Annotated in this window: 21 protein-coding genes; 16 read left to right on the forward strand and 5 right to left on the reverse strand. The window is 39.9% G+C overall.

The features are described 5' to 3' along the window. The first annotated feature begins 3 nt into the window (after positions 1 to 3). From AC3IPL_RS03835 to AC3IPL_RS03855, 5 genes are all read left to right on the forward strand, one after another. Positions 4 to 1,089 carry an ABC transporter ATP-binding protein gene (locus tag AC3IPL_RS03835; protein WP_489241888.1) on the forward strand — a complete coding sequence of 362 codons (1,086 nt, stop codon included), beginning with the start codon at positions 4 to 6 and terminating at the stop codon, positions 1,087 to 1,089. Then, entirely contained in the window at positions 1,086 to 1,895 is an 810-nt protein-coding gene (locus tag AC3IPL_RS03840) for an ABC transporter permease (RefSeq protein ID WP_489241889.1), read from the forward strand. Before AC3IPL_RS03835 ends, AC3IPL_RS03840 begins: the two co-directional genes overlap by 4 nt. After that, complete coding sequence (locus AC3IPL_RS03845; RefSeq protein ID WP_489241890.1) at positions 1,892 to 2,704, forward strand: ABC transporter permease; 813 nt, start codon at positions 1,892 to 1,894, stop codon at positions 2,702 to 2,704. The genes AC3IPL_RS03840 and AC3IPL_RS03845 overlap by 4 nt, the downstream gene beginning before the upstream one ends. Further along, a complete protein-coding gene (locus AC3IPL_RS03850) occupies positions 2,701 to 3,774 on the forward strand; it encodes an ABC transporter substrate-binding protein (RefSeq protein ID WP_489241891.1) in 1,074 nt (357 codons plus the stop codon). The genes AC3IPL_RS03845 and AC3IPL_RS03850 overlap by 4 nt, the downstream gene beginning before the upstream one ends. A 108-nt stretch (positions 3,775 to 3,882) precedes the next feature. Next, entirely contained in the window at positions 3,883 to 4,731 is an 849-nt protein-coding gene (locus tag AC3IPL_RS03855) for a DUF4064 domain-containing protein (RefSeq protein ID WP_489241892.1), read from the forward strand. A 51-nt stretch (positions 4,732 to 4,782) separates the two neighbouring features. Here the strand turns inward: AC3IPL_RS03855 and AC3IPL_RS03860 are convergent, their stop codons facing one another. Next, on the reverse strand, positions 4,783 to 5,391 hold the full coding sequence (locus tag AC3IPL_RS03860; protein ID WP_489241894.1) for a YktB family protein: 609 nt from the start codon (positions 5,389 to 5,391) through the stop codon (positions 4,783 to 4,785). A gap of 104 nt (positions 5,392 to 5,495) precedes the next feature. Between AC3IPL_RS03860 and AC3IPL_RS03865 the strand changes: the two genes are divergently transcribed. Continuing rightward, the gene (locus AC3IPL_RS03865) at positions 5,496 to 6,317 is read left to right on the forward strand and encodes an inositol monophosphatase family protein (RefSeq protein WP_489242257.1); all 822 of its coding nucleotides are present in this window, start codon (positions 5,496 to 5,498) and stop codon (positions 6,315 to 6,317) included. 301 nt (positions 6,318 to 6,618) lie between these two features. Here the strand turns inward: AC3IPL_RS03865 and AC3IPL_RS03870 are convergent, their stop codons facing one another. Both AC3IPL_RS03870 and AC3IPL_RS03875 read right to left on the reverse strand, forming a co-directional pair. Next, on the reverse strand, positions 6,619 to 7,194 hold the full coding sequence (locus tag AC3IPL_RS03870) for a hypothetical protein (protein ID WP_489241895.1): 576 nt from the start codon (positions 7,192 to 7,194) through the stop codon (positions 6,619 to 6,621). Positions 7,195 to 7,353: 159 nt separating this feature from the next. Next, positions 7,354 to 7,539 (reverse strand): DUF5325 family protein, encoded by a 186-nt coding sequence (locus AC3IPL_RS03875; RefSeq protein ID WP_489241896.1) that lies wholly within the window; start codon positions 7,537 to 7,539, stop codon positions 7,354 to 7,356. Between the two features lie 87 nt (positions 7,540 to 7,626). Between AC3IPL_RS03875 and typA the strand changes: the two genes are divergently transcribed. Both typA and AC3IPL_RS03885 read left to right on the forward strand, forming a co-directional pair. Next, positions 7,627 to 9,471 (forward strand): translational GTPase TypA, encoded by a 1,845-nt coding sequence (gene typA / locus AC3IPL_RS03880; RefSeq protein WP_489241897.1) that lies wholly within the window; start codon positions 7,627 to 7,629, stop codon positions 9,469 to 9,471. A 4-nt stretch (positions 9,472 to 9,475) separates the two neighbouring features. After that, positions 9,476 to 9,823, forward strand: coding sequence for a YlaH-like family protein (locus AC3IPL_RS03885; protein WP_489241898.1), 348 nt, complete (start codon positions 9,476 to 9,478; stop codon positions 9,821 to 9,823). Positions 9,824 to 9,858: 35 nt separating this feature from the next. Here the strand turns inward: AC3IPL_RS03885 and AC3IPL_RS03890 are convergent, their stop codons facing one another. Next, a complete protein-coding gene (locus AC3IPL_RS03890; protein ID WP_489242258.1) occupies positions 9,859 to 10,335 on the reverse strand; it encodes a hypothetical protein in 477 nt (158 codons plus the stop codon). Positions 10,336 to 10,453: 118 nt separating this feature from the next. Between AC3IPL_RS03890 and AC3IPL_RS03895 the strand changes: the two genes are divergently transcribed. The 3 genes from AC3IPL_RS03895 (at position 10,454) to AC3IPL_RS03905 (ending at position 15,534) form a co-directional block, all read left to right on the forward strand. After that, positions 10,454 to 10,726, forward strand: coding sequence for an Fpa/YlaN family protein (locus AC3IPL_RS03895; RefSeq protein ID WP_489242259.1), 273 nt, complete (start codon positions 10,454 to 10,456; stop codon positions 10,724 to 10,726). Between the two features lie 55 nt (positions 10,727 to 10,781). After that, complete coding sequence (locus AC3IPL_RS03900; protein WP_489241899.1) at positions 10,782 to 11,993, forward strand: FtsW/RodA/SpoVE family cell cycle protein; 1,212 nt, start codon at positions 10,782 to 10,784, stop codon at positions 11,991 to 11,993. A gap of 100 nt (positions 11,994 to 12,093) precedes the next feature. After that, a complete protein-coding gene (locus AC3IPL_RS03905; RefSeq protein ID WP_489241900.1) occupies positions 12,094 to 15,534 on the forward strand; it encodes a pyruvate carboxylase in 3,441 nt (1,146 codons plus the stop codon). A gap of 54 nt (positions 15,535 to 15,588) precedes the next feature. Here AC3IPL_RS03905 and AC3IPL_RS03910 read toward each other — a convergent pair whose 3' ends face one another. Beyond that, the gene (locus tag AC3IPL_RS03910; protein WP_489241902.1) at positions 15,589 to 16,500 is read right to left on the reverse strand and encodes a COX15/CtaA family protein; all 912 of its coding nucleotides are present in this window, start codon (positions 16,498 to 16,500) and stop codon (positions 15,589 to 15,591) included. Positions 16,501 to 16,776: 276 nt separating this feature from the next. Between AC3IPL_RS03910 and cyoE the strand changes: the two genes are divergently transcribed. The 5 genes from cyoE to AC3IPL_RS03935 are packed head-to-tail and all read left to right on the forward strand — an operon-like array spanning position 16,777 to position 21,788. Then, entirely contained in the window at positions 16,777 to 17,697 is a 921-nt protein-coding gene (cyoE, locus tag AC3IPL_RS03915; protein WP_489241903.1) for a heme o synthase, read from the forward strand. Positions 17,698 to 17,728: 31 nt separating this feature from the next. Then, positions 17,729 to 18,793, forward strand: coding sequence for a cytochrome c oxidase subunit II (coxB, locus tag AC3IPL_RS03920; protein WP_489241904.1), 1,065 nt, complete (start codon positions 17,729 to 17,731; stop codon positions 18,791 to 18,793). A 21-nt stretch (positions 18,794 to 18,814) separates the two neighbouring features. Further along, entirely contained in the window at positions 18,815 to 20,716 is a 1,902-nt protein-coding gene (ctaD, locus tag AC3IPL_RS03925) for a cytochrome c oxidase subunit I (RefSeq protein WP_489241905.1), read from the forward strand. Beyond that, entirely contained in the window at positions 20,716 to 21,345 is a 630-nt protein-coding gene (locus tag AC3IPL_RS03930; protein WP_489241906.1) for a cytochrome (ubi)quinol oxidase subunit III, read from the forward strand. The genes ctaD and AC3IPL_RS03930 overlap by 1 nt, the downstream gene beginning before the upstream one ends. Then, on the forward strand, positions 21,345 to 21,788 hold the full coding sequence (locus AC3IPL_RS03935; protein WP_489241907.1) for a cytochrome C oxidase subunit IV family protein: 444 nt from the start codon (positions 21,345 to 21,347) through the stop codon (positions 21,786 to 21,788). The genes AC3IPL_RS03930 and AC3IPL_RS03935 overlap by 1 nt, the downstream gene beginning before the upstream one ends. The last annotated feature ends 53 nt before the right edge of the window (positions 21,789 to 21,841 follow it).

Below are 21,841 nucleotides of genomic sequence, written 5' to 3' on the forward strand. Positions count from 1 at the left end.
ACAATGGAATTCATAACATTCGATAACGTATCTAAGATTTACGATGGCAATCAAGTGCTGGATAAGATTAATTTCGAAGTAGAACAAGGAAAGTTCTATACATTACTCGGTCCATCGGGATGCGGCAAAACAACGATACTAAGATTGATCGCTGGATTTGAGAAACCGAGTTCTGGTGATGTCTATTTTGCTGGAAAAAGAATTAATGATGTGCCGGCGAACAAACGACAAGTCAATACAGTATTTCAGGACTACGCGTTGTTTCCTCATTTAGATGTCTATGAAAATGTGGCTTTTGGTCTGCGGATTAAGAAGACTGCGAAAGCTGAAGTAGAAACAAAGGTCAAAGAAGCACTGAAACTTGTTAAGCTTGAAGGATATGAAAACCGCCGGATTGACGAAATGAGTGGGGGTCAACGACAGCGTGTCGCGATTGCCAGAGCCATCGTCAATGAACCAGAAGTGATTCTTCTTGATGAGCCGCTAAGTGCACTCGATCTAAAATTGCGTACAGAAATGCAGTACGAACTTCGTGAAATACAGCAGCGTCTAGGTATTACCTTTATATTTGTTACTCATGATCAAGAAGAAGCACTCGCAATGAGCGATTATATATTTGTCATGCGAAATGGACGTATCGAACAGAGTGGGACTCCACTTGATATATATGATGAACCGATCAACCGATACGTCGCTGATTTCATCGGAGAATCTAATATTGTTGAAGGACGGATGGTCCAAGATTATGTCGTCAATATTCATGGCAATGATTATGCATGTGTAGATGGAGGTTTCGAACCCAATGCGCAGGTAGATGTTGTCATCAGACCGGAAGATCTCGAGATTACTTCAGCCGGCAAAGGAAAATTGACTGCGCGAGTGGACTCGCAGCTCTTTAGAGGCGTTCATTATGAAATCTGTCTCTACGATAAAACTGGACATGAGTGGATCTGTCATTCTACGAAACCAGCGCAAATAGGTGATGAGGTTGGACTGACGTTTGATGAACAGGATGTTCATATCATGCTTCCAGGGGAGACAGAAGAAGAGTTTGATGCCCGAATTGAATCCTATGAGGTAAACGTATGAGTCAGGCCAAAAAATACTTTTTAATACCTTACTTATTGTGGATCGTCTTATTTATTATAACGCCGCTCGTCATGATTTTTTATACAAGTTTCAAGGATCTGGACAATCATTTCACGCTGGAAAACTATAAAAACTTTCTGTCCCCGGCCTATTTAGAGATGACTTTGTCTTCATTTATCTATGCTTTGATCATCACGGTGATCTGTCTGATTGTTGCTTATCCAGTCGCACTCGCGCTACGAGGTGCTAAAAATAAGCAGTTCTGGCTGCTGCTTATTATATTACCGACGTGGATTAACTTACTGCTTAAAACATATGCATTTATTGGGATATTAAGCCAAGAAGGAACGATAAATGACTTGTTAAGTGCACTGCATTTACCGACGACACAGCTATTATTTACGGATATCGCATTCGTTATTGTATCGGTCTATATCTACATCCCATTTATGATTCTGCCGATATTCAACAGTATGGATGAAATACCTGAGAATTTACTGCAGGCATCTCGAGATTTAGGGGCAGACCAATGGACAACTTTCAAGAAGATTGTAATGCCGCTGTCATGGGAAGGTGTGAAGACGGGCATTCAAGTAACTTTTATTCCTACGTTAAGTCTGTTCATGATCACTCGATTGATTGCAGGGAACAAAGTGGTCAACCTAGGTACTGCAATAGAGGAACAATTCCTTGTCACGCAGAATTATGGCATGGGTTCTACAATAGCTGTTTTTCTAATACTGGCTATGGCTCTTGTCATGATTATTACGAAATCAAATGCAAAAGAAAGAAGGGATGAACGATGAAGCTACAGGCAAAATTATTTTTAGCTGCTGCTTTGTTGCTGCTGTACTTCCCGATTTTCTTCCTCATGTATTATTCATTTAATGCCGCAGGTAATATGAATCATTTTGAAGGATTTACATTAGATCATTACAAAGCAGTATTTCAAAATAAACGATTGATTGTCATTATTATGAACACGATTGCTGTTGCTTTGATTGCTGCAAGTATTTCAACATTGATCGGTGTCTTCGGTGCACTCGGCATACATTATATGCGCAATAAGCAGCTGAAAATCGGACTGCTGACTTTGAATAATATTTTGATGGTCAGCTCAGATGTGGTCATTGGTTCATCGTTCCTGATCTTATTTACAGTGATTGGTCATTATACAGGTCTAGGGCTTGGCTTCTGGTCAGTGTTAGTGTCTCATATTGCATTTTGTGTGCCGATTGTCGTGTTGATGGTGATCCCTAAACTTTATGACATGAACCAGTCAATGATCAATGCTGCAACAGATCTCGGAGCATCAACTTATCAGATATTATCACGTGTCATCATTCCGCACATAATGCCTGGTGCAATAGCGGGATTCTTTATGGCACTTACGTATTCACTGGATGACTTCACAGTAAGTTTCTTTGTCACAGGGAATGGATTCAGCGTGCTGTCAGTTGAGATTTACTCCATGGCACGAAAAGGAATCTCTATGGAAATCAACGCATTATCAACGCTGTTATTCCTTATTGTCATGGTCATCATAGTGGTTTATTACTTCCTGTCAACAGGAAAAGAACGACGTCGAAAAGTGAAGGCGGGGGTGATCAAATGATTCGACTGATGCAGCTTATCGGGATTTCACTACTAATCGCAGTACTACTGCTATTTTCAACACGGTTTATTGATCCACCTCCTGAAGCAGGCAAAGGGAATGTGCTATATGTTTATAACTGGGGAGAATACATGGATCCTGATTTAATTAAGAAGTTTGAAAAAGAAACAGGCATCCGCGTCATCTATGAAACATTTGATTCAAATGAATCGATGCTTGCTAAAGTCAAAAATGGCGGGACACATTATGATATAGCCATTCCTAGTGAATATGCTATTCAGAAGATGGCGAGTGAAGATTTGTTAGTACCTATCGATCACAGTAAAATTCCAAATTTAAAAAATATTGATCCTTCATTTTTAGATCTTGATTTTGACAAAGGCAATCAATATTCCATCCCTTACTTCTGGGGAACGGTTGGTATTCTGTATAATCCTGAAGCGACAAAAGGCATAGATTTCTCCAGCTGGGACAGTCTATGGGATGCGCGTCTAAAAAACAATGTGCTCATTGTTGATGGGGCACGTGAAGGTATAGGGTTTGCTTTGAATAGTATGGGAGAATCGCTGAATGAAACGGATCCGGCTATATTAAAACAGGCAGAACAGAAGCTTGAACAATTATCGCCGAATGTCCGCGGCGTCGTCGGTGATGAAATCAATACGATGATGGTTCAGAAAGAAGCGGATGTGGCAGTTGTCTGGAGCGGCATGGGTGCTGATATCATGACTGAAAATGAAGACCTTGACTTTGTCGTTCCAAAAGAAGGATCGAATTTATGGTTCGATAACATGGTCATTCCTAAAACAGCGCAGAATGTACAGGGAGCTCATGAATTCATTAACTTCCTGCTTGATGCTGAAAACGGTAAGCAGAACACCGAATGGGTAGGATATGCGACACCTAACGCAAAGAGTTACCAACTGCTCGACAAAGAAGTAAGAGAAGATGAACGATTTTATCCATCTAAGGAAGTACAGGAAAAACTAGAAGTATACAAAGATTTAGGTCCTGAAAAAATCGGAGAATACAACGAACTTTTTCTGAAATTCAAAATGTCTCTAAAATAATATCATACAATTTAATTCAAAGTTCATCCTATTCATAGCGTTAAAATGATTAATAAGACTAGCAACAGGGTAAATGTAATATAACTTTAGAAATGAGGAGATGAATATATGGTTAAAAGAGAGTACACACAAACAGTTCGGCCGGTGAGCCGGATACCTGAAAAAATATTTGGTTGGCTGGCGTGGTTGACGTTATTAGCTATTACTGGTTTTATTCTTTACAGTCTTCTTGTTTCCGGGAATGATCCGAATTTCATGGATTCAGCTACATCTGAACTTGAAAGACAGATGAGCACCAATCCAGAGATTGGTGATTTCATGGAGAATAATAACTTATCACCACAGGAATTTGTAGATTCACTGTTAAATGCAGGATGGTATCTGCTTGCATTTTTAGCAATACCCCTCATTTTAGGATTAATCGGCTTACTTTCAATGAAAAAGCGTATTTTAGCAGGGATATTATTACTGCTTGCTGGCTTATTGACATTACCACTGTTTGCGATTTTCTGGATTCCTTTATTCTTCTTGATTGCAGCCATTCTGCTGTTTGTCAGAAAAGATAAAGTCATTCGCAATGATGATTATTATGATGATAATCGTCGTGACACATATGACCGTCATCGTGAAGTGGCACCTGCTTATGTAGATAGAGATGAGTCAATTGATCGCGATAGAAACTATACTTATGATGCAGATGATTCACGTCAGCGTGAGACGTATAATGATGATTACTCTTCTAACCAAACGGGTGTCAATCGTTCTAATGATGATAGAGGCAATGGTTATTATGTAGATGAGACATCTTCTAATCGACAATCGATTGAAGATGACCGAAAGCGCGGTAATCAGTTAGAGGATTATGATAGAGATCGTGTCAAATATGTTGATAAAACTAAAGATGCGACTGCAGAACGCAGACAAAACTATAATGATCGTATGAATAACAGAGACTAATTTATTACATGAAAGAACAGCTCCCGGCAGATGCCGGGAGCTGTTCTTTCATTACATGATTTCAATAAGGGTAAGAAATGTTTCTTCAATTTCGTTGATAAATGCATCATCAGATTTAAGTGCAGGATGATCCGGTTGATAAACTTTTCCGAAAAGCAATTCTCCTTTTTTTACTTTTTGTAGACGCTCAATGGCAGACAGTAATTCTTCTTCTGACATATGTGACAATTGTTCGAAGTCTTCCTTCATATGATCTTTCTTCATAATGAAGTCATCAGGTAGAGTGAGCAGCCCATCCACATTGTTCTTCCATAATTCAGCGACTCTTGTTTTTTCAGGAGATTCATAGATAACACCATACAAAACAAATGCGTGTGTGCCGAACATACCGATCTGGAAATGAGGAAGCATTTTATAGCCTCTTTTATTGATAGCAAAAGCGACCCATGTATCATTCGGTGGATTTGTCTTTCGTCTTAAATGCTTTGCAACATGTGCATAGTAGACATCACCTGTATGTTCAGTCAGAAATGTGCTGAAGTGATCGCCGAGATGATTCAGTTTAGGTCTGATGAGTTCGATGAGCGCAGCCATTCTTGGCTCTAGGCCATCAATATTGAAAACTTCAAAATCTTTTTTTGTAAAGTGATATTTAGCCATAGTACCCTCCATTCAGTTTTAATTTTATCATATCTGCAAAGCTGAATAAATTCTTATTCATACATGAGTAATGTATAATGAAACTATTGCAAGGAGGAATCGATATGACCATTCATGAGTTTGCAAAAGAAATAATATTAGAAGCTGGGCAGAATATTAAAGATAATTTATCAAGAGAATTAATTATAGAGACTAAATCTAATCCTAATGATTTAGTGACTAATATGGATAAAGAAACAGAACAGTTACTTGTAGATAGAATTAAGCGTACATATCCGGACCATGTCATCATCGGAGAAGAAGGTCATGGCAAAGATGTCAATTCGCTGGAAGGTGTCATCTGGATTATTGATCCAATTGATGGTACTTTGAATTTTGTACATCAGCAACAGAATTTTGCAATTTCTATCGGGATTTTAAAAGATGGCAAAAAATATGCGGGACTTGTCTATGATGTGATGAATGATCGGTTGTTTCATGCAGTTGCTGGTGAAGGTGCCTATTTAAATGAGGTTCATTTAAATAATGTTCATGACACAGTGATTGAGACTTCCATTATTTCGATGAATCCAAACTGGTTAACGAAAGAGTGGATCAAAGAAGTTTATTCACCGATTATCGCTGATGCCAGAAGTGCTAGAAGCTACGGTTCAGCAGCACTTGATTTTGTTTACGTGGCATCTGGCATCGTTGACTGCTATATGACGCTTCGTCTCCACCCTTGGGATTTCATGGGCGGCCAAATTATTGCAGAAGAGACGGGTGCAGTCGTGACTAATCAGTTAGGTGAAGCGTTAGACCCATTGAAATCAAATTCAATACTTGTGGCGAATCCTAAGCTGCACCACGACATATTAAATGGCTATTTAAAAACCTACGAAAAACAGCTGCGTGAGATTCATCAAGGAATGTTTACTTCGAGATAATGCGTTCCTTTTGTCCGACCTTCCAACTTATAATGTTTTTTCAGCAGCACTGAAATTTTTGTTGGTGGTATTCTTCTATTACACCATGAGTACATGGCTGACTTAGTTAATTTTCTGTCTGGATAGATCAGTTGATAATCTTTTACCGTCTGAACGAATACGTGGTCGATTGAGCTGATGGACCTGCAGGACAAACAGAGGTAGAGCCGCTGGTAATGATTGAAATCTGAAATGTGACGGCAATTTGGACAACGGAGTCCTTGACGTACGTGATTAAATGAGATGGATTCATCTGGAACATCTATTTGACTGATGATTTCAGAGATAAATCTCGTTTTTTTTTATGGCTTCCTTTAATCATTGATATATAATCTGCTATATCTTCTTTAAAGAGGAACTGCTCTTGAGAAGAGTGGATGTCCAGTTCGAATTGGTCGTTGAGACAAACAGATTTCATGATGATAGGCAGTTGTTTGACAGCGGGGTCCAGCAGGTGATAAATACTGTATTTAACGCAGTTCAAGTGGACGAGATCAATCTTTATTTCATCAGTATAATAATCAGCGAGCATACCTTGGTGATTAATATAATGCAGCCCTGAGTAATTATTAAGCTTAAATAAATAAATGCCTGAATCAGCAATCAATACAAGATTGATCAATGCATCCTGGTGATAATCCGAATAATTGAACTGCCAGATGACATCGATGGTTTCACTGTTAAGCTCAGCTAAGTAATGCTCAAACTGTTGTTCAAGTAACGTTGTTTCTTTGAGCTGGTGGAGGAGTTTAAGTTGATAGGAGGTCAGATCAGTGCGATGGGTTAACGCTTCAAGAACATCAAGCTGCTTATAATTTTTCCGTTCTTTAATAATCATAAAATGCTCCTTTACAGTTGATACGTCTAATCTATTATGAAATGATATCTTCTGCAAATTGCAGAAGATGATGAAAAACAGCAAAAAAAGCATCTTTTCATCATGAAAAGATGCTTTTTCATTAAATTGCGTGCATTTTTGACGATGTTTCGTAAAAAATTACAGCCAGCCGTTTTCTCTGTATTTTTTTTTCTGAGTAAAACCGACACCGAAAGTTGCAATAAATAAAATAAGCCCGATGAGGATCAGCAATAAACTTTCTTCAGCGATACCAGCACTGATAACAATGAGCATAAGAACCGCAAAAATAGCGAGCAGCAAAAATCTTGTTTTACTTTTTTTCATAGTAACTCCTCAATATAGTATATGTCTTTTATATATGCTATAATATCACAGTTAGATAATAAACTGTACATGTGAAAGGGATACAATATGCCAAACTTAAGAGAAGATGTTCGTAATATTGCCATCATCGCCCACGTCGACCATGGTAAAACGACATTAGTAGATGAACTACTTAAACAATCAGGAATTTTCCGTGACAATGAGCACGTTGAAGAACGTGCAATGGACTCAAACGATTTAGAAAGAGAACGTGGTATTACGATTTTAGCAAAGAATACTGCGATAGATTATAAAGGAACACGTATCAACATTCTTGATACACCAGGACACGCGGACTTCGGTGGTGAAGTTGAGCGGATTATGCGTATGGTGGACGGCGTTGTTCTTGTGGTAGATGCATATGAAGGAACGATGCCTCAGACGCGTTTTGTCCTTAAAAAAGCATTGGAGCAAAACTTAAAACCAGTTGTCGTTGTTAACAAAATCGACAAACCTTCAGCGCGACCAGCTGAAGTACTGGATGAAGTATATGACCTATTCATCGAACTTGATGCCAACGACGAACAACTTGATTTCCCAGTGGTATATGCGAGTGCCATTAATGGAACAGCAAGTCTTGACGCTGAATCACAGGATGAGAACATGCAGAGTCTGTATGAAACCATTCTTGATTACGTACCGGCACCAGTTGATAACCGTGATGAACCACTCCAATTCCAAGTAGCTCTGCTTGATTACAACGATTATGTCGGTCGTATAGGTATCGGTCGTGTATTCCGCGGTACTATGGAAGTAGGACAGCAAGTCTCATTGATTAAAATTGACGGTACGATTAAAAACTTCCGAGTCACTAAAATCTTTGGTTTCTTTGGACTACGTCGTGTAGAGATTGAGAAAGCTTATCCAGGCGACTTGATTGCGGTATCAGGTATGGAAGACATCAACGTCGGTGAAACGGTGACGCCAGTAGATGTACAGGAAGCATTACCTGTTCTTCGTATCGATGAACCGACATTACAGATGACATTCTCTGTCAATAACTCCCCGTTTGCGGGTAAAGAAGGTAAGTTTGTCACTGCCCGAAATATTCAAGATCGCCTTGAATCTCAGCTTGAGACTGACGTTTCGTTAAGAGTAGAAGCAGTTGGTCCAGACTCATGGACAGTTTCCGGACGCGGTGAACTTCACTTATCTATCTTGATTGAGAACATGCGTCGTGAAGGATTTGAGCTTCAAGTATCAAAACCTCAAGTCATCGTCAAAGAAATTGACGGCAAGAAATATGAACCATACGAACGTGTCCAAATTGATGTGCCTGAAGAAAACACTGGTTCAGTCATTGAATCTTTAGGAACACGTAAAGGTGAAATGGTTGATATGGTCAATACAGGCAATGGTCAGACACGGTTAATCTTTAATGTCCCTGCCCGTGGATTGATTGGATACCGTACTGAGTTTATGTCAATGACGCGTGGTTATGGTATTTTAAACCATACATTCGATGAATACCGTCCATTATTGAAAGGTCGTATCGGTGGTCGTCATAACGGAGTTCTCGTTTCAATGGATAAAGGTGTAGCTAGTACATATGCTATTTTGGCATTGGAAGACCGTGGGACTAACTTCATGGAACCAGGAACAGAAGTATATGAAGGAATGATTGTCGGAGAAAACTCACGTGATAACGATCTGACTGTCAATATCACTAAAGTAAAAGCGGCAAACAACATTCGTTCTGCTACTAAAGAACAGACAACAACTATGAAAAAACCTCGCATCATGACTTTGGAGGAAGCACTTGAATACTTGAATGACGATGAGTTACTTGAAGTAACGCCTGAGTCTATTCGTCTGAGAAAGAAAGTATTAGACAAAGCACAGCGTGAAAGAGAACAAAAAAAGCAAAAAGCGGCATTACAGGAACAGGAGTGATCCTATGAATTTTGTTCTGGCAATGGCTAAAGGCGTCAGCGTCAATCCGAATGAACGGATGTCATTTCTAGCAAAATTATTTCAAGTCGATAAACACCCGGATACAGGCATGTGGTATCTGCTGATAGCTATCTTTATATTAAGTGCGATTGTCTATAATCTGGGATTTGCAAGAAAGCTCAAGCTATGGCAGAACGTCGTCATCTACATTCTGCTGTTTCTTGGCTGCATCATACTGAACTTTTTGGCAGTGTTTCTGCCGGTTGGTGAAAGTTTGATGATTGCAGCGATTGTCCTTGGATTATATCGCTATAGACTGCATAAAGAACGTCAGCATACGGCTCATCAATAACAAAAAACAGGAATCCTTTGATGGATTCCTGTTTTTTACTTGACTTCAATTTTCGTCACGTGATTAATGCGCTGTTTATAGCCGTTGTAGTAGACAAATGCATCAACCATTCCATCTTCATAAAGACGTTTGCCATCTTTAGAGAATTGGAAGTATAGGTTAGTCAAATCAGACAGTGAGATTTCTTCTGTTGTGTCTTCATTGGATAAAGCGATGACAGATGCGCCTTCTCCAGGTTCTGCATTGAGGAAGAACGTCTCCATATTGATGACAAATGTCCCTTCAAGCAGGGCTTGTTTTTTGAATTTTCTCTCTGAATTCAAAGTAGGAGGTTTTGCGCCACCTTCAAGTATATTACGGTTCCATTCTTTGTTGTCCTTAAAATCAATAGGTTTTTCTCCTGACTTATGGCCTTGCTCCATTTCTTCGACTGTGATTTTTCTGTCGTCAAAAATCCAGGTTGATGGATCTAATGTAATTGAAAACTTGACGTTCCCCTTGATTTGAATAATCATTCTTTTCACTCCTTCACAATCATTCTAACACAATGAGCATACAATTTTGCTTGATTTTTAGCGGTTGCTCATATAGAATTTTATATTATAGAATGATTAATGGGGGTGTATGTCTATGCAGGAAGTGAACTATAAACAACAGGCATATGACCAGCTTCATCAAGATGCAGATAAAATCCTGCAACTGATTAAAGTTCAGATGGATAATTTAACGATGCCCCAATGTCCCCTATACGAAGAAGTGTTGGATACCCAGATGTTCGGCTTGAGCCGCGAAGTGGATTTCGCAGTGAAGTTGGGTTTAATTGATAGAGAGGTTGGAAAAGCAATACTATCCAGCCTGGAAAAAGAATTATCCAAGCTGCATGATGCTTTTACGAACGTATAAAAGTCTAGAGCTCACGCTTTAGACTATTTTTTATTAGAATCGAGTGATTGAATTGGTGAACCAGCTTAAGAAATTTGTTGAATACATACGTGTCTACTCAAAATATGTAGACTTCACCTTATTGATATCCTATGTTGTTCTATGTCTCATAGGACTGGTCATGATCTATAGTGCGAGTATGGTTGCAGGACCACGAGGGATGCTGACAGGAGGAAATGGTGCTGTCAGCTCGACATACTTTTATGTGAGACAGCTTTTTTCCGTCATTTTAGGTTTCGGGATTGTGTTTTTTATGGCGTATTTTATGCATATCAATATTATTAAAGATAAACGGGTGCAGCAAATTTCTATATTCGGAATGTTAATCATTCTGCTCCTGACATTGATCATCGGCACTAAAGTCAATGGTGCAAGAAGTTGGATCAATTTAAGTATTATGAGTCTTCAGCCGTCAGAGTTTTTAAAGATCGTCACTATTATTTATTTAGCATATATTTATGACCGGAAAAAACGTCTGAATGAAATGAGCTTGGATTTATTAGCGCCGCTCATACTCATCGGGATCTGCTCAGGACTTGTACTGCTGCAGCCGGACTTAGGTTCAACGATGCTCATCATGATGATCATCGGATGTATTTTTCTGTATTCGGGAATTGCATTCAAGCCGATGATGATTATGGGAGGCATAGTCGCAAGTGCGACACTAGTGGTGATGCTTGGAACTTATATAGCTACAGGGAATTTTTTACTTGAGCATCAGACAGAACGGTTTGAAGTGATGAACAACCCTTTCAAAGATGAGAGTAACAGTGGTTACCAGCTGTCCAACTCACTGCTGGCTATCGGTAACGGCGGGTTATTCGGCCGCGGACTGGGGAACGGTATCATGAAACTTGGTTATCTCCCTGAACCACATACTGATTTTATTTTCGCTGTGATCTCAGAAGAATTGGGACTAATAGGCGTGCTTGTTGTTATCTTCCTGTTATTCTTTATTGTCTACAAAGGGTTTCTGTATGCAGCGCTTGCTCATTCGCTATTCTATAAATTAATTTGTGTCGGTGTTGCAAGTTATATAGGGATTCAGACCTTTATCAATTTAGGAGGCGTCTCTGGATTGATACCACTGACAGGTGTTCCACTACCTTTCTTAAGTTACGGAGGATCAAGTATGCTCAGTCTGTCTATTGCTGTCGGACTGCTCTTAATGGCCTCTAAGCATGTGAAGCAGGAAGCAGAACAGCATACTTACAGCAAACGAAAGTAATATATATGTCAGCGTGGCTGACATATTTTTTTGAATTAAATTGTATGAATATTCAGATTTGTGATATAAATATATTAATAGCAATGAGAGGGGTATTGATATGCAGCGTATAAATAAAATACTTGCGGCTAACCGCGGAGAAATCGCTATTAGAATTTTTAGAGCAGCGACAGAACTGGAGATTCCTACAGTTGCAATATATTCTAAGGCGGATTCAGGCTCACTACACCGTTATAAAGCTGATGAAGCATATATGGTCGGAGAACACTTAAGTCCGACTGAAAGCTATCTTGATATTGAAGGAATCATCGCTATTGCTAAAAAATGTGGAGCGAATGCTATCCATCCGGGCTATGGATTTTTAAGTGAAAATGAAACTTTTGCCAAGCGCTGTCTCGAAGAAGGAATTATTTTCATAGGACCTGAATTGAGGCATCTTGATATGTTCGGTGACAAAGTGAAAGCACGAACTCAAGCAGTGAACGCAGATCTGCCCGTTATTCCAGGGACAAAGAATGCTGTCAAACGCTTTGAAGATGTCAAACAGTTCAGCGATACTCATGGATTTCCGATCATCATCAAAGCAATTTCAGGTGGCGGCGGTAAGGGGATGCGTATTGTCAATAGTGAAATAGAGCTTGAGGACGCCTTCAACCGAGCCCAATCTGAAGCAAAGAAATCTTTTGGAAACAGTGAAGTATATTTGGAGAAATTCATCAAAGATCCAAAGCATATTGAAGTTCAGATACTAGGCGATTCACATGGCAATTTGGTACATCTGTATGAACGCGACTGTTCAGTGCAGCGTCGTCATCAAAAAGTGGTCGAAGTGGCACCTTCAGTAGGGGTTCCTGATGCGATGCGGTTAGCTGTCTGCCAGGCGGCGGTGCAGTTGATGAAAAATGTCGGCTACGTTAATGCGGGAACGGTAGAATTTTTAGTGACGGAAGATGAATTCTTCTTCATTGAAGTGAATCCTCGTGTGCAGGTAGAGCATACCATCACTGAAATGATCACAGGCGTAGACATCGTGAAATCTCAAATATTAATAGCAGATGGTGAAGATTTATTTGGAGACCGTATTGAAATGCCTGAGCAGGAAGACATAACGACACTAGGTTACGCCATTCAGTGCCGGGTGACAACAGAAGACCCGCTCAATAATTTCATGCCGGATACAGGTAAAATTATGGCATATCGTTCTACTGGCGGATTCGGAGTTCGACTAGATGCGGGTGACGGCTTCCAAGGAGCCGAAATATCACCTTACTATGATTCACTTCTTGTCAAAGTAACGACCCATGCGATGACTTTTAAACAAGCAGAAGAAAAAATGATGCGGTCTCTAAAAGAAATGCGTATCCGGGGAATAAAAACGAACCTTCAGTTTCTGTTGAATGTCATCAAGCACCCGCAGTTCAGAAACGGTACTTACAATACGAGCTTTCTTGATCAGGAGAAAGGGCTGTTTGATATTAAGGCGCCGAGAGACAGAGGAACGAAGACGCTGGAATATATCGCCTCCATTACGGTCAATGGATTTCCTGGTATTGAACAAGTCGATAAACCAGAATTTGATCAACCACATATTCCAGAGCTTTCTGTTTCAGCAGCTAAAGGAACCAAACAGCTGCTCGATGATCATGGACCTGAACATGTGGCTGCATGGCTATCCGCTCAAAAAGATGTCCTGCTCACCGATACAACGTTTAGAGATGCGCATCAATCACTTCTTGCAACTCGTGTAAGAACAAAAGATCTGGTAGAGATTGCGCCGGCGACAAGTCATTATTTAAAAGATGCCTTTTCGCTCGAGATGTGGGGCGGGGCAACATATGATGTCGCCTATAATTTTTTAAAGGAAGACCCGTGGGAAAGATTGACGAGACTCAGAGCATTAGTACCTAATGTGTTGTTTCAGATGCTGCTCCGTGCCTCTAATGCAGTGGGATATAAAAATTATGCTGATAACGTCATCACTAAGTTCGTTGAAGAAAGTGCAGCAGCCGGAATCGATGTATTTCGCATATTTGACTCATTGAACTGGCTCGATCAGATGAAAGTAGCAAATGAAGCTGTTCAAAAAGCAGGTAAGATTTCTGAAGGAGCTATCTGCTATACTGGTGATATCCTTGATCCTGCCCGCTCGTCCATCTATACGTTGGACTACTACGTAAAAATGGCTAAAGCAATGGAAAGAGAAGGATTTCATATATTAGCGATTAAAGATATGGCAGGATTATTGAAACCTGAAGCTGCATATGAACTGGTAGGAGAACTGAAAGCAGCAGTCAACATGCCGATTCATTTACACACTCATGATACTAGCGGCAATGGAATCATGCTCTATTCGCGCGCAATTGATGCAGGAGTAGACATTGTGGATACTGCCTTAGGGGCAATGAGCGGATTGACCAGTCAACCGAGCAGCAACACTTTGTACTATGCGCTGAGCGGTCGACAACGTCAGTTAAGAACATCAATAGATGGACTAGAGTCGCTGTCTGAGTACTGGGAAGCAGTAAGACCTTATTATAAGAGTTTTGAAAGTGACATCAGGGCACCTCATACCGAAGTCTATAAACATGAAATGCCGGGGGGTCAGTATTCTAACTTAAGTCAGCAGGCTAAAAGTCTAGGTCTCGGTGAACGGTTTAATGAAGTGAAGGAGATGTATGCTCGCGTCAATCTCTTGTTCGGAGATATTGTTAAAGTAACGCCGTCATCAAAAGTAGTGGGAGATATGGCACTATACATGGTGCAGAATCATCTGGATGAAGATTCTGTAATTGCAAAAGGAGAAACACTTGATTTTCCGGAATCTGTCGTTTCATTCTTTAAAGGTGAAATTGGACAGCCTGCTAATGGTCTGCCTGAATCTCTTAAAAAAGTCATCCTTAAAGGACAACCGTCAATCACTGAACGTCCAGGCGAATTACTTGAACCCGTCGACTTTGAACAGTTAAGAGCCGAACTTAAAGATAAACAGGAAGATGAAGTCACTGATAGAGATATTTTGAGCTATGCGCTCTATCCTAAGGTGTATGAACAGTATCGTCAGACCAACGATCGTTACGGCAATATCTCGCTGCTGGATACACCGACATTCTTCTATGGCATGCGCAAAAATGAAACACTGGAAATCGTCATAGATGAAGGAAAAACATTAATCGTTAATTTATTAAATATCGGACATGTTCATGCGGATGGATATCGCTGGGTTTATTTTGAACTGAACGGAATGCCAAGAAAAGTATATGTTAAAGACGAACATGCTGAATCAGCAGTACAGGTTATTCCAACAGCTGATCCATCTGATCCACAGCATCTCGGTGCACAGATGCCGGGAACTGTCACAGAAGTAAAAGTTAAAGTAGGAGATGTAGTGACAAAAGGTCAGCCACTCATCATTACTGAAGCAATGAAGATGGAAAGCACTGTGCAGGCACCTTTCTCAGGGATAGTAGAAGCGCTGCATGTGTCTGCCGGCGATTCTATAAAGACGAGAGACCTGTTGTTGGTTGTCAAGCGAACAGGATGAATATAACAACAAAGGAAATCATGATGACATCATGATTTCCTTTGTTTAATAGCATTAATTTTTCAACTGCGCTCTTGAAATGAGCAGGATGAAATAACAGAGTAGACCGAACAGTAAAGTAATGAACAGAGCATGCAGCAGTGCGATATTCAAGTTCAACATCGTCAAAACGCTCAGTGCACCTGTCGTGACCTGCAGGCAGACAAGAAGAAATGCAATGCTATAACCATATTTGATGACGCGATACTGCTGATAATGACGTACAGCATGAATGAACAGATAAAACAGCCAGAAGAACAATATGCCTGCTAGAGTTCTATGACTCATCTGTATCCATTCATAAAAATTAGCCGGCATAGCTAATGTGCCGTTTGTACATAACGGCCAGCTCAGACAGGCAAGACTCGCTTCTGCGTGTCTGACAAGTGCACCGCTGTAAATGACGATATAGATGAAGCATGTAAGAGCAATCGTATGGTATCGCAACTGATTTTTGATTACAATCTGCGTAGCATCAAATTTCTGATCTACTTCAAAGATAAGCAGTGTCAGCAGGAAAACAGAGCTGAAGCTGATCAGTGAAATACCAAAATGAAGAGCGAGAATAAAATCATTCTGCTGCCATATCACTGCAGCTGCCCCAATTAAAGCTTGAGCAAAAATAAAGGCGATACTCATGAAACTTAAAAACTTAGTTTCTCGTTTATGGCCGATATATTTGATACTTAAAATGACGAGCCATGTCACTGAGATCAATGCGAGACCTGATACTCCTCTGTGAGCAAGTTCGATCAGTGTTTCTTTAGGAATCTGGGTGGGGACAAATTGTCCGTGACAAAGCGGCCATGAGCTGCCGCAGCCATCAGCTGATCCAGTTTTAGTGACGAGAGCGCCACCTATCTGTACAAACAGCATCAGTATGGTAGTGAAGACTGACAGCCATTTTAAATTCTTTTCTTTTAACACTAAATTCACCTCTATAATCATCACAATCGTTGAAATTCAAGTTATAACTTGCCAATACATATGGTAGAATATAAGAGAATCAAGACCAATCACATGATATGTACTTAAATAATAGTATAACAGTGATTGTAATCTGTAAATGTGTCACATCCATGAACTTTAGTAGCACCGACTTAATCAGAAATTGTCATATTTTATTTCAAATGGTATAGAAAATATAAGGTTTTTGATTTATTATTGTTATTATATGTGTTAATGGTGTAAAGGAGGGTGGAAATGCAAAATGAATCAATCATCAGCGATGTCAGAACTGTTGATGACAAGTTAACAATGAAGGATGTCAAAGCGATTATCAAACTTGGACTTGTCCAGGGGAACCTTATTCCTACATTCGCGGCAGCATGGCTAGCCATCATCATGACCAACCAATCATTTTTAGGGAGTATCCCGGTGCTTGTGACGATGTTCATAGGATCGACATTAATTATGGGGGGCAGTTGTGCTTTAAATAACTATTACGATCAGGATATTGACGCGTTAATGCCAAGTAAAATGAACAGACCAAGTGTCACCGGCAAAATCAATAGTGCAAGTTTACTGAATTTTGCTCTTCTGTTGATATTGGCAGGTGAAATCATGTTGTTCATGATTAATATGACAACAGGTATTATAGGATTTTTAGGTGTTTTTGGATATGTTATCATCTATTCAATCTGGTCTAAACGTCATTTAGTATCAAATACTATATTAGGGAGTTTTCCGGGAGCCGTCCCTCCGTTAATTGGATGGGCTAGTATTGATCCAGCGCTATCCAATATTTCATGGATGCTGTTTGTGATTATGTTTGCGTGGCAGCCTGCTCATTTCTATGCGCTTGCCATAAAACGCAAAGAAGAATATCGCATGGCCGGCATACCGATGCTTCCGACAGTCAAGGGTTTTAACAGAACTAGGATTGGAATGCTGTTCTGGGTGCTTGTTCTTCTTCCGACTCCTTTTTTTATGGGAGAGTTAGGAACCTTGTTTATCATTCTTGCTTCACTTCTTAATGTCGGCTGGTTAGGACTAGCTCTTACCGGCTTCAAAAAAGGACTGAATGAAGAGAAGTGGGCTATGAAAATGTTTATTTATTCTTTAAACTATTTAATGATCTTTTTTGTTATGATAGTGGTAGTTACTTTAGTTCAAATGATTTAATTATGAATGAGTGAAAGAGGGGTTTATTTTAATGAAAAACAATTTAAAGCATTTAAAATTGTTTAGCCTGTTTTTTGTGCTGGTAATGACACTGGCTGGGTGTGGCAAACCATATTTATCGACACTTCGTCCGGCGGGTGAAGTTGCGCAGGAACAATTCAATTTGATGATGCTGTCTATTTACATCATGTTATTTGTTATTCTTGTAGTCGTAGTCGTTTTCGTCTTAGCTCTTCTGAAGAGTAGACGCAGCAAACTTGGCGAAGATTTCATGCCCAAACAAGTACATGGCAATACAAAATTGGAAATTGTATGGACGTTATTCCCGATAGTCCTTCTGATCATCCTTGCTATTCCAACTGTATTACTTACATTTAAACTTGCTGGTGTTGACGCGATGGACAAAGTAGATTCTAAAGGTAAAAACAAAGAAATGATTGTCAATGTGACAGCGAACCAATATTGGTGGGAATTTGAATATCCTAACCAAAAAATTGTAACATCTCAGGAACTTGTCGTTCCAACTGACAGAAAAGTTTATTTCCGTTTACATTCTTCTGACATCAAACACTCATTCTGGATTCCTGCAGTCGGCGGGAAATTAGATACTAACGTAGAAAACATCAATAAATTCTATTTAATTTTTGATGACAAAAAAGCGAAAGATGCGAACAACATCTTCTACGGTAAATGTACTGAGTTATGCGGTCCTTCTCACGCATTGATGGATTTCAAAGTTAAAGCGCTGCCGCAGGGCGAATTTGATGCATGGGTAGATGATATGCAGGCAGTTAAAAAACCTGTAGCTTCAAGCAGTGACGCTAAAGATGGCGAAAAAGTATTCCAGCAGTCATGTATCGGTTGTCATGCTGTGACACCAACAGGTTCAGGAGCTAAAGGTCCTAACTTAACGAACTTCGGTGATAGAACGACAATCGCTGGTGTTTTAGAGCATAACGAAGAAAACTTGAAAAAATGGATCAAAGATCCTGACAGCATTAAACCAGGCAATAAAATGACTGGGCAATACAAAGTTTCTGATAGCGATATCGATGCATTAGCGAAATACTTAATGGAACGTAAAGTCGGAAACTAACGTTAAAGGGAGGTTACACAATTGTCTACACAGACTAAAAGAGGTTTTGGGGCAACAATTAAGGAATACCTTACTACTGTTGACCATAAAAAAATTGCTATTCTCTATTTGATCATGGGTGGTTTCTTCTTCGCCCTTGGTGGTCTGGAAGCGATGTTCATTCGTCTTCAGCTTGCAGTACCTGAAAATGACTTTGTGTCTGCAGGTCTGTTCAATCAGATTATCACGATGCATGGTACAACAATGATTTTCCTGGCAGCTATGCCGCTATTATTCGCTTTTATGAATGCAGTTGTACCGTTGCAGATCGGTGCACGTGACGTTGCATTCCCATTCTTGAATGCACTAGGTTTCTGGATGTTCTTCTTCGGTGGTATATTCCTTAACCTATCATGGTTAATGGGCGGTGCTCCTGATGCAGGGTGGACATCATATGCATCATTATCACTTGCTTCACCTGGACACGGTATTGATTTCTATGCATTAGGTTTACAGATTTCTGGTTTTGGTACGTTGATTGCCGGAATTAACTTCCTTGTAACCATTGTTAACATGAGAGCACCGGGTATGACATATATGCGTATGCCGCTCTTCACATGGACAACTTTTGTTGCCAGTGCATTAATCGTCTTTGCCTTCCCTCCACTGACTATCGGTTTATTCTTACTGATCTTTGACAGAATGTTCGGTACAGGATTCTTCATCGTCTCTCAAGGTGGTAACACCATCATCTGGGAACATTTATTCTGGATATTCGGTCACCCTGAAGTATATATTCTAGTGTTACCAGCGTTTGGTATTTTCTCAGAAATTATTCCGACATTCTCACGTAAAAGATTGTTCGGTTACTCAGCAATGGTATTCGCTACAGTGTTAATCGGATTCTTAGGATTCATGGTATGGGCTCACCATATGTTCACTGTAGGTCTCGGGCCGACAGCAAATGCAATCTTTGCAGTTGCAACGATGGCTATCGCAGTACCAACTGGTGTCAAAGTATTCAACTGGCTGTTGACTATTTGGGGTGGTAGTGTTGAATTTACAACTCCTATGCTGTATGCACTCGCATTTATTCCGTCTTTCGTAATGGGTGGGGTAACAGGGGTAATGCAGGCATCTGCACCAGCTGATTATCAGTTCCATGATTCTTACTTTATCGTAGCCCATTTCCATTATGTTATCGTCGGTGGGGTAGTGTTTGCCTTATTAGCAGGTCTTCACTTCTACTGGCCATTAATGTTCGGAAAAATGCTGAGCGATAAACTGGGTAAAATCGCATTTGTATTATTCTTTATCGGTTTCCATTTAACATTCTTAGTACAGCATTTCCTTGGTTTATGGGGTATGCCTAGACGTGTCTTCACTTATTTACCGGGTCAAGGGTATGACTTATTCAACTTGATCTCAACTATCGGTGCATTCACGATGGCAGTCGCTGTTATTATTACATTGATCAATGTCATCATGACCATTGCTAAAGCACCACATGTCGGACGCGACCCATGGGGCGATGGACGTACACTTGAATGGTCATTACCACAGCCTGTACCATTCTATAACTTTGCACAAACCCCATTAGTTCGTGGTATTGATGCATTCTGGTTAGAAAAAACAAAAGGGGACGGAAAAATTCTGCCGGCTGAATCTTTAGGTGATATTCATATGCCGAACAATTCTATTATTCCGTTTATTCAATCATTAGGATTATTTGTTGCAGCGTTCGGTGCACTTTACTTTGCAGATGGCAGAGAGTGGGCAATTGATGCAGTAAAAGATCTACCAGTTCAACCTTGGGCACCATTTGTTCTTGGTCTAGGTCTTGCAATTACTGCCGGCGCAATGATTACTCGTTCTCTTAAAGATGATCATGGTTACCATATCTCTAAAGAAGAGTTAATTGAGTTTGAAAGAGGTGTGAAATAATGGCTCATGTAGAAGAAAAAATGACAGTTGAAAGATGGCCCAGCCATCCTGAAACTGCATCTATGGAAGGTAAGAACAAGCTGATTGGATTCTGGGTATTCCTTGGGGGAGAAACAGCTTTGTTCGCATCATTATTTGCAACATACTTAACATTGAAAGACCATGTACCGAGTGAAGACCATTTATTAGCGAAAGAATTATTTCATTTGCCGCTTGCATTTGTAATGACGATGCTGCTCTTAACATCTTCTTTGACGAGTGTCTACGCCATCTATCATATGAAAAACTATAATTTCAACAAAATGAGATTATGGTTAATCATCACTATTCTGTTAGGATTCGGATTCCTGGCGCTTGAAATATATGAGTTTGTTGAATACGTTCATCAAGGTCATACATTCCGATCAAGTGCATTTGGTAGTTCATTCTATTTCTTAGTAGGAACACACGGAGCCCACGTTATTGTCGGTCTTGTATGGATGATATTACTGCTTGTCAGAAATAATTCTCGTGGACTTTCAGTATATAACGCAGCTAAGTTTAATACAGTTGCATTATACTGGCATTTCATCGACGTTGTTTGGGTATTCATCTTTACAGTAGTTTACTTGTTAGGGGTGTTAGGATAATGTCAAATCATGAAAACAAACGAGTAATCAATGAACAACAAGTTACTGAACATGTTACCGTTAGAGATGTCGACTCTATTGAGACACATCACGAAGCCATCTCTCATGCACATGCTCCCGCTTTTAACCAAGCGAGATTTGATTATGAGAAACAAGTCAGAACTAAAGAGATGAGAATGCAGGTCACTACTTTTGCAGTGATGATTTTCCTGACTTTTATCGCGTTTGCAATGGTAGCTTCTGGGCTGCACCGTGATTTTGTTATTCCTGTCATCTCGCTGCTCGCATTAATCCAAGTGATACTGCAGTTCTTCTATTTCATGCATATGAATCACAAAGGACATGATTTAGCAAAATTATTCATGTTGTTTGGGATGTTCCTTGCACTGACATTTGTCGTTACTGCATTGTACTTAATGTGGCTAGGTTCACCGCTTAAATAATCTGAAACACCACTGAGCAGTCAGTGGTGTTTTTTAAATTGACATAGAAATTT

Source organism: Macrococcus sp. GL_134 (genome assembly GCF_057834705.1).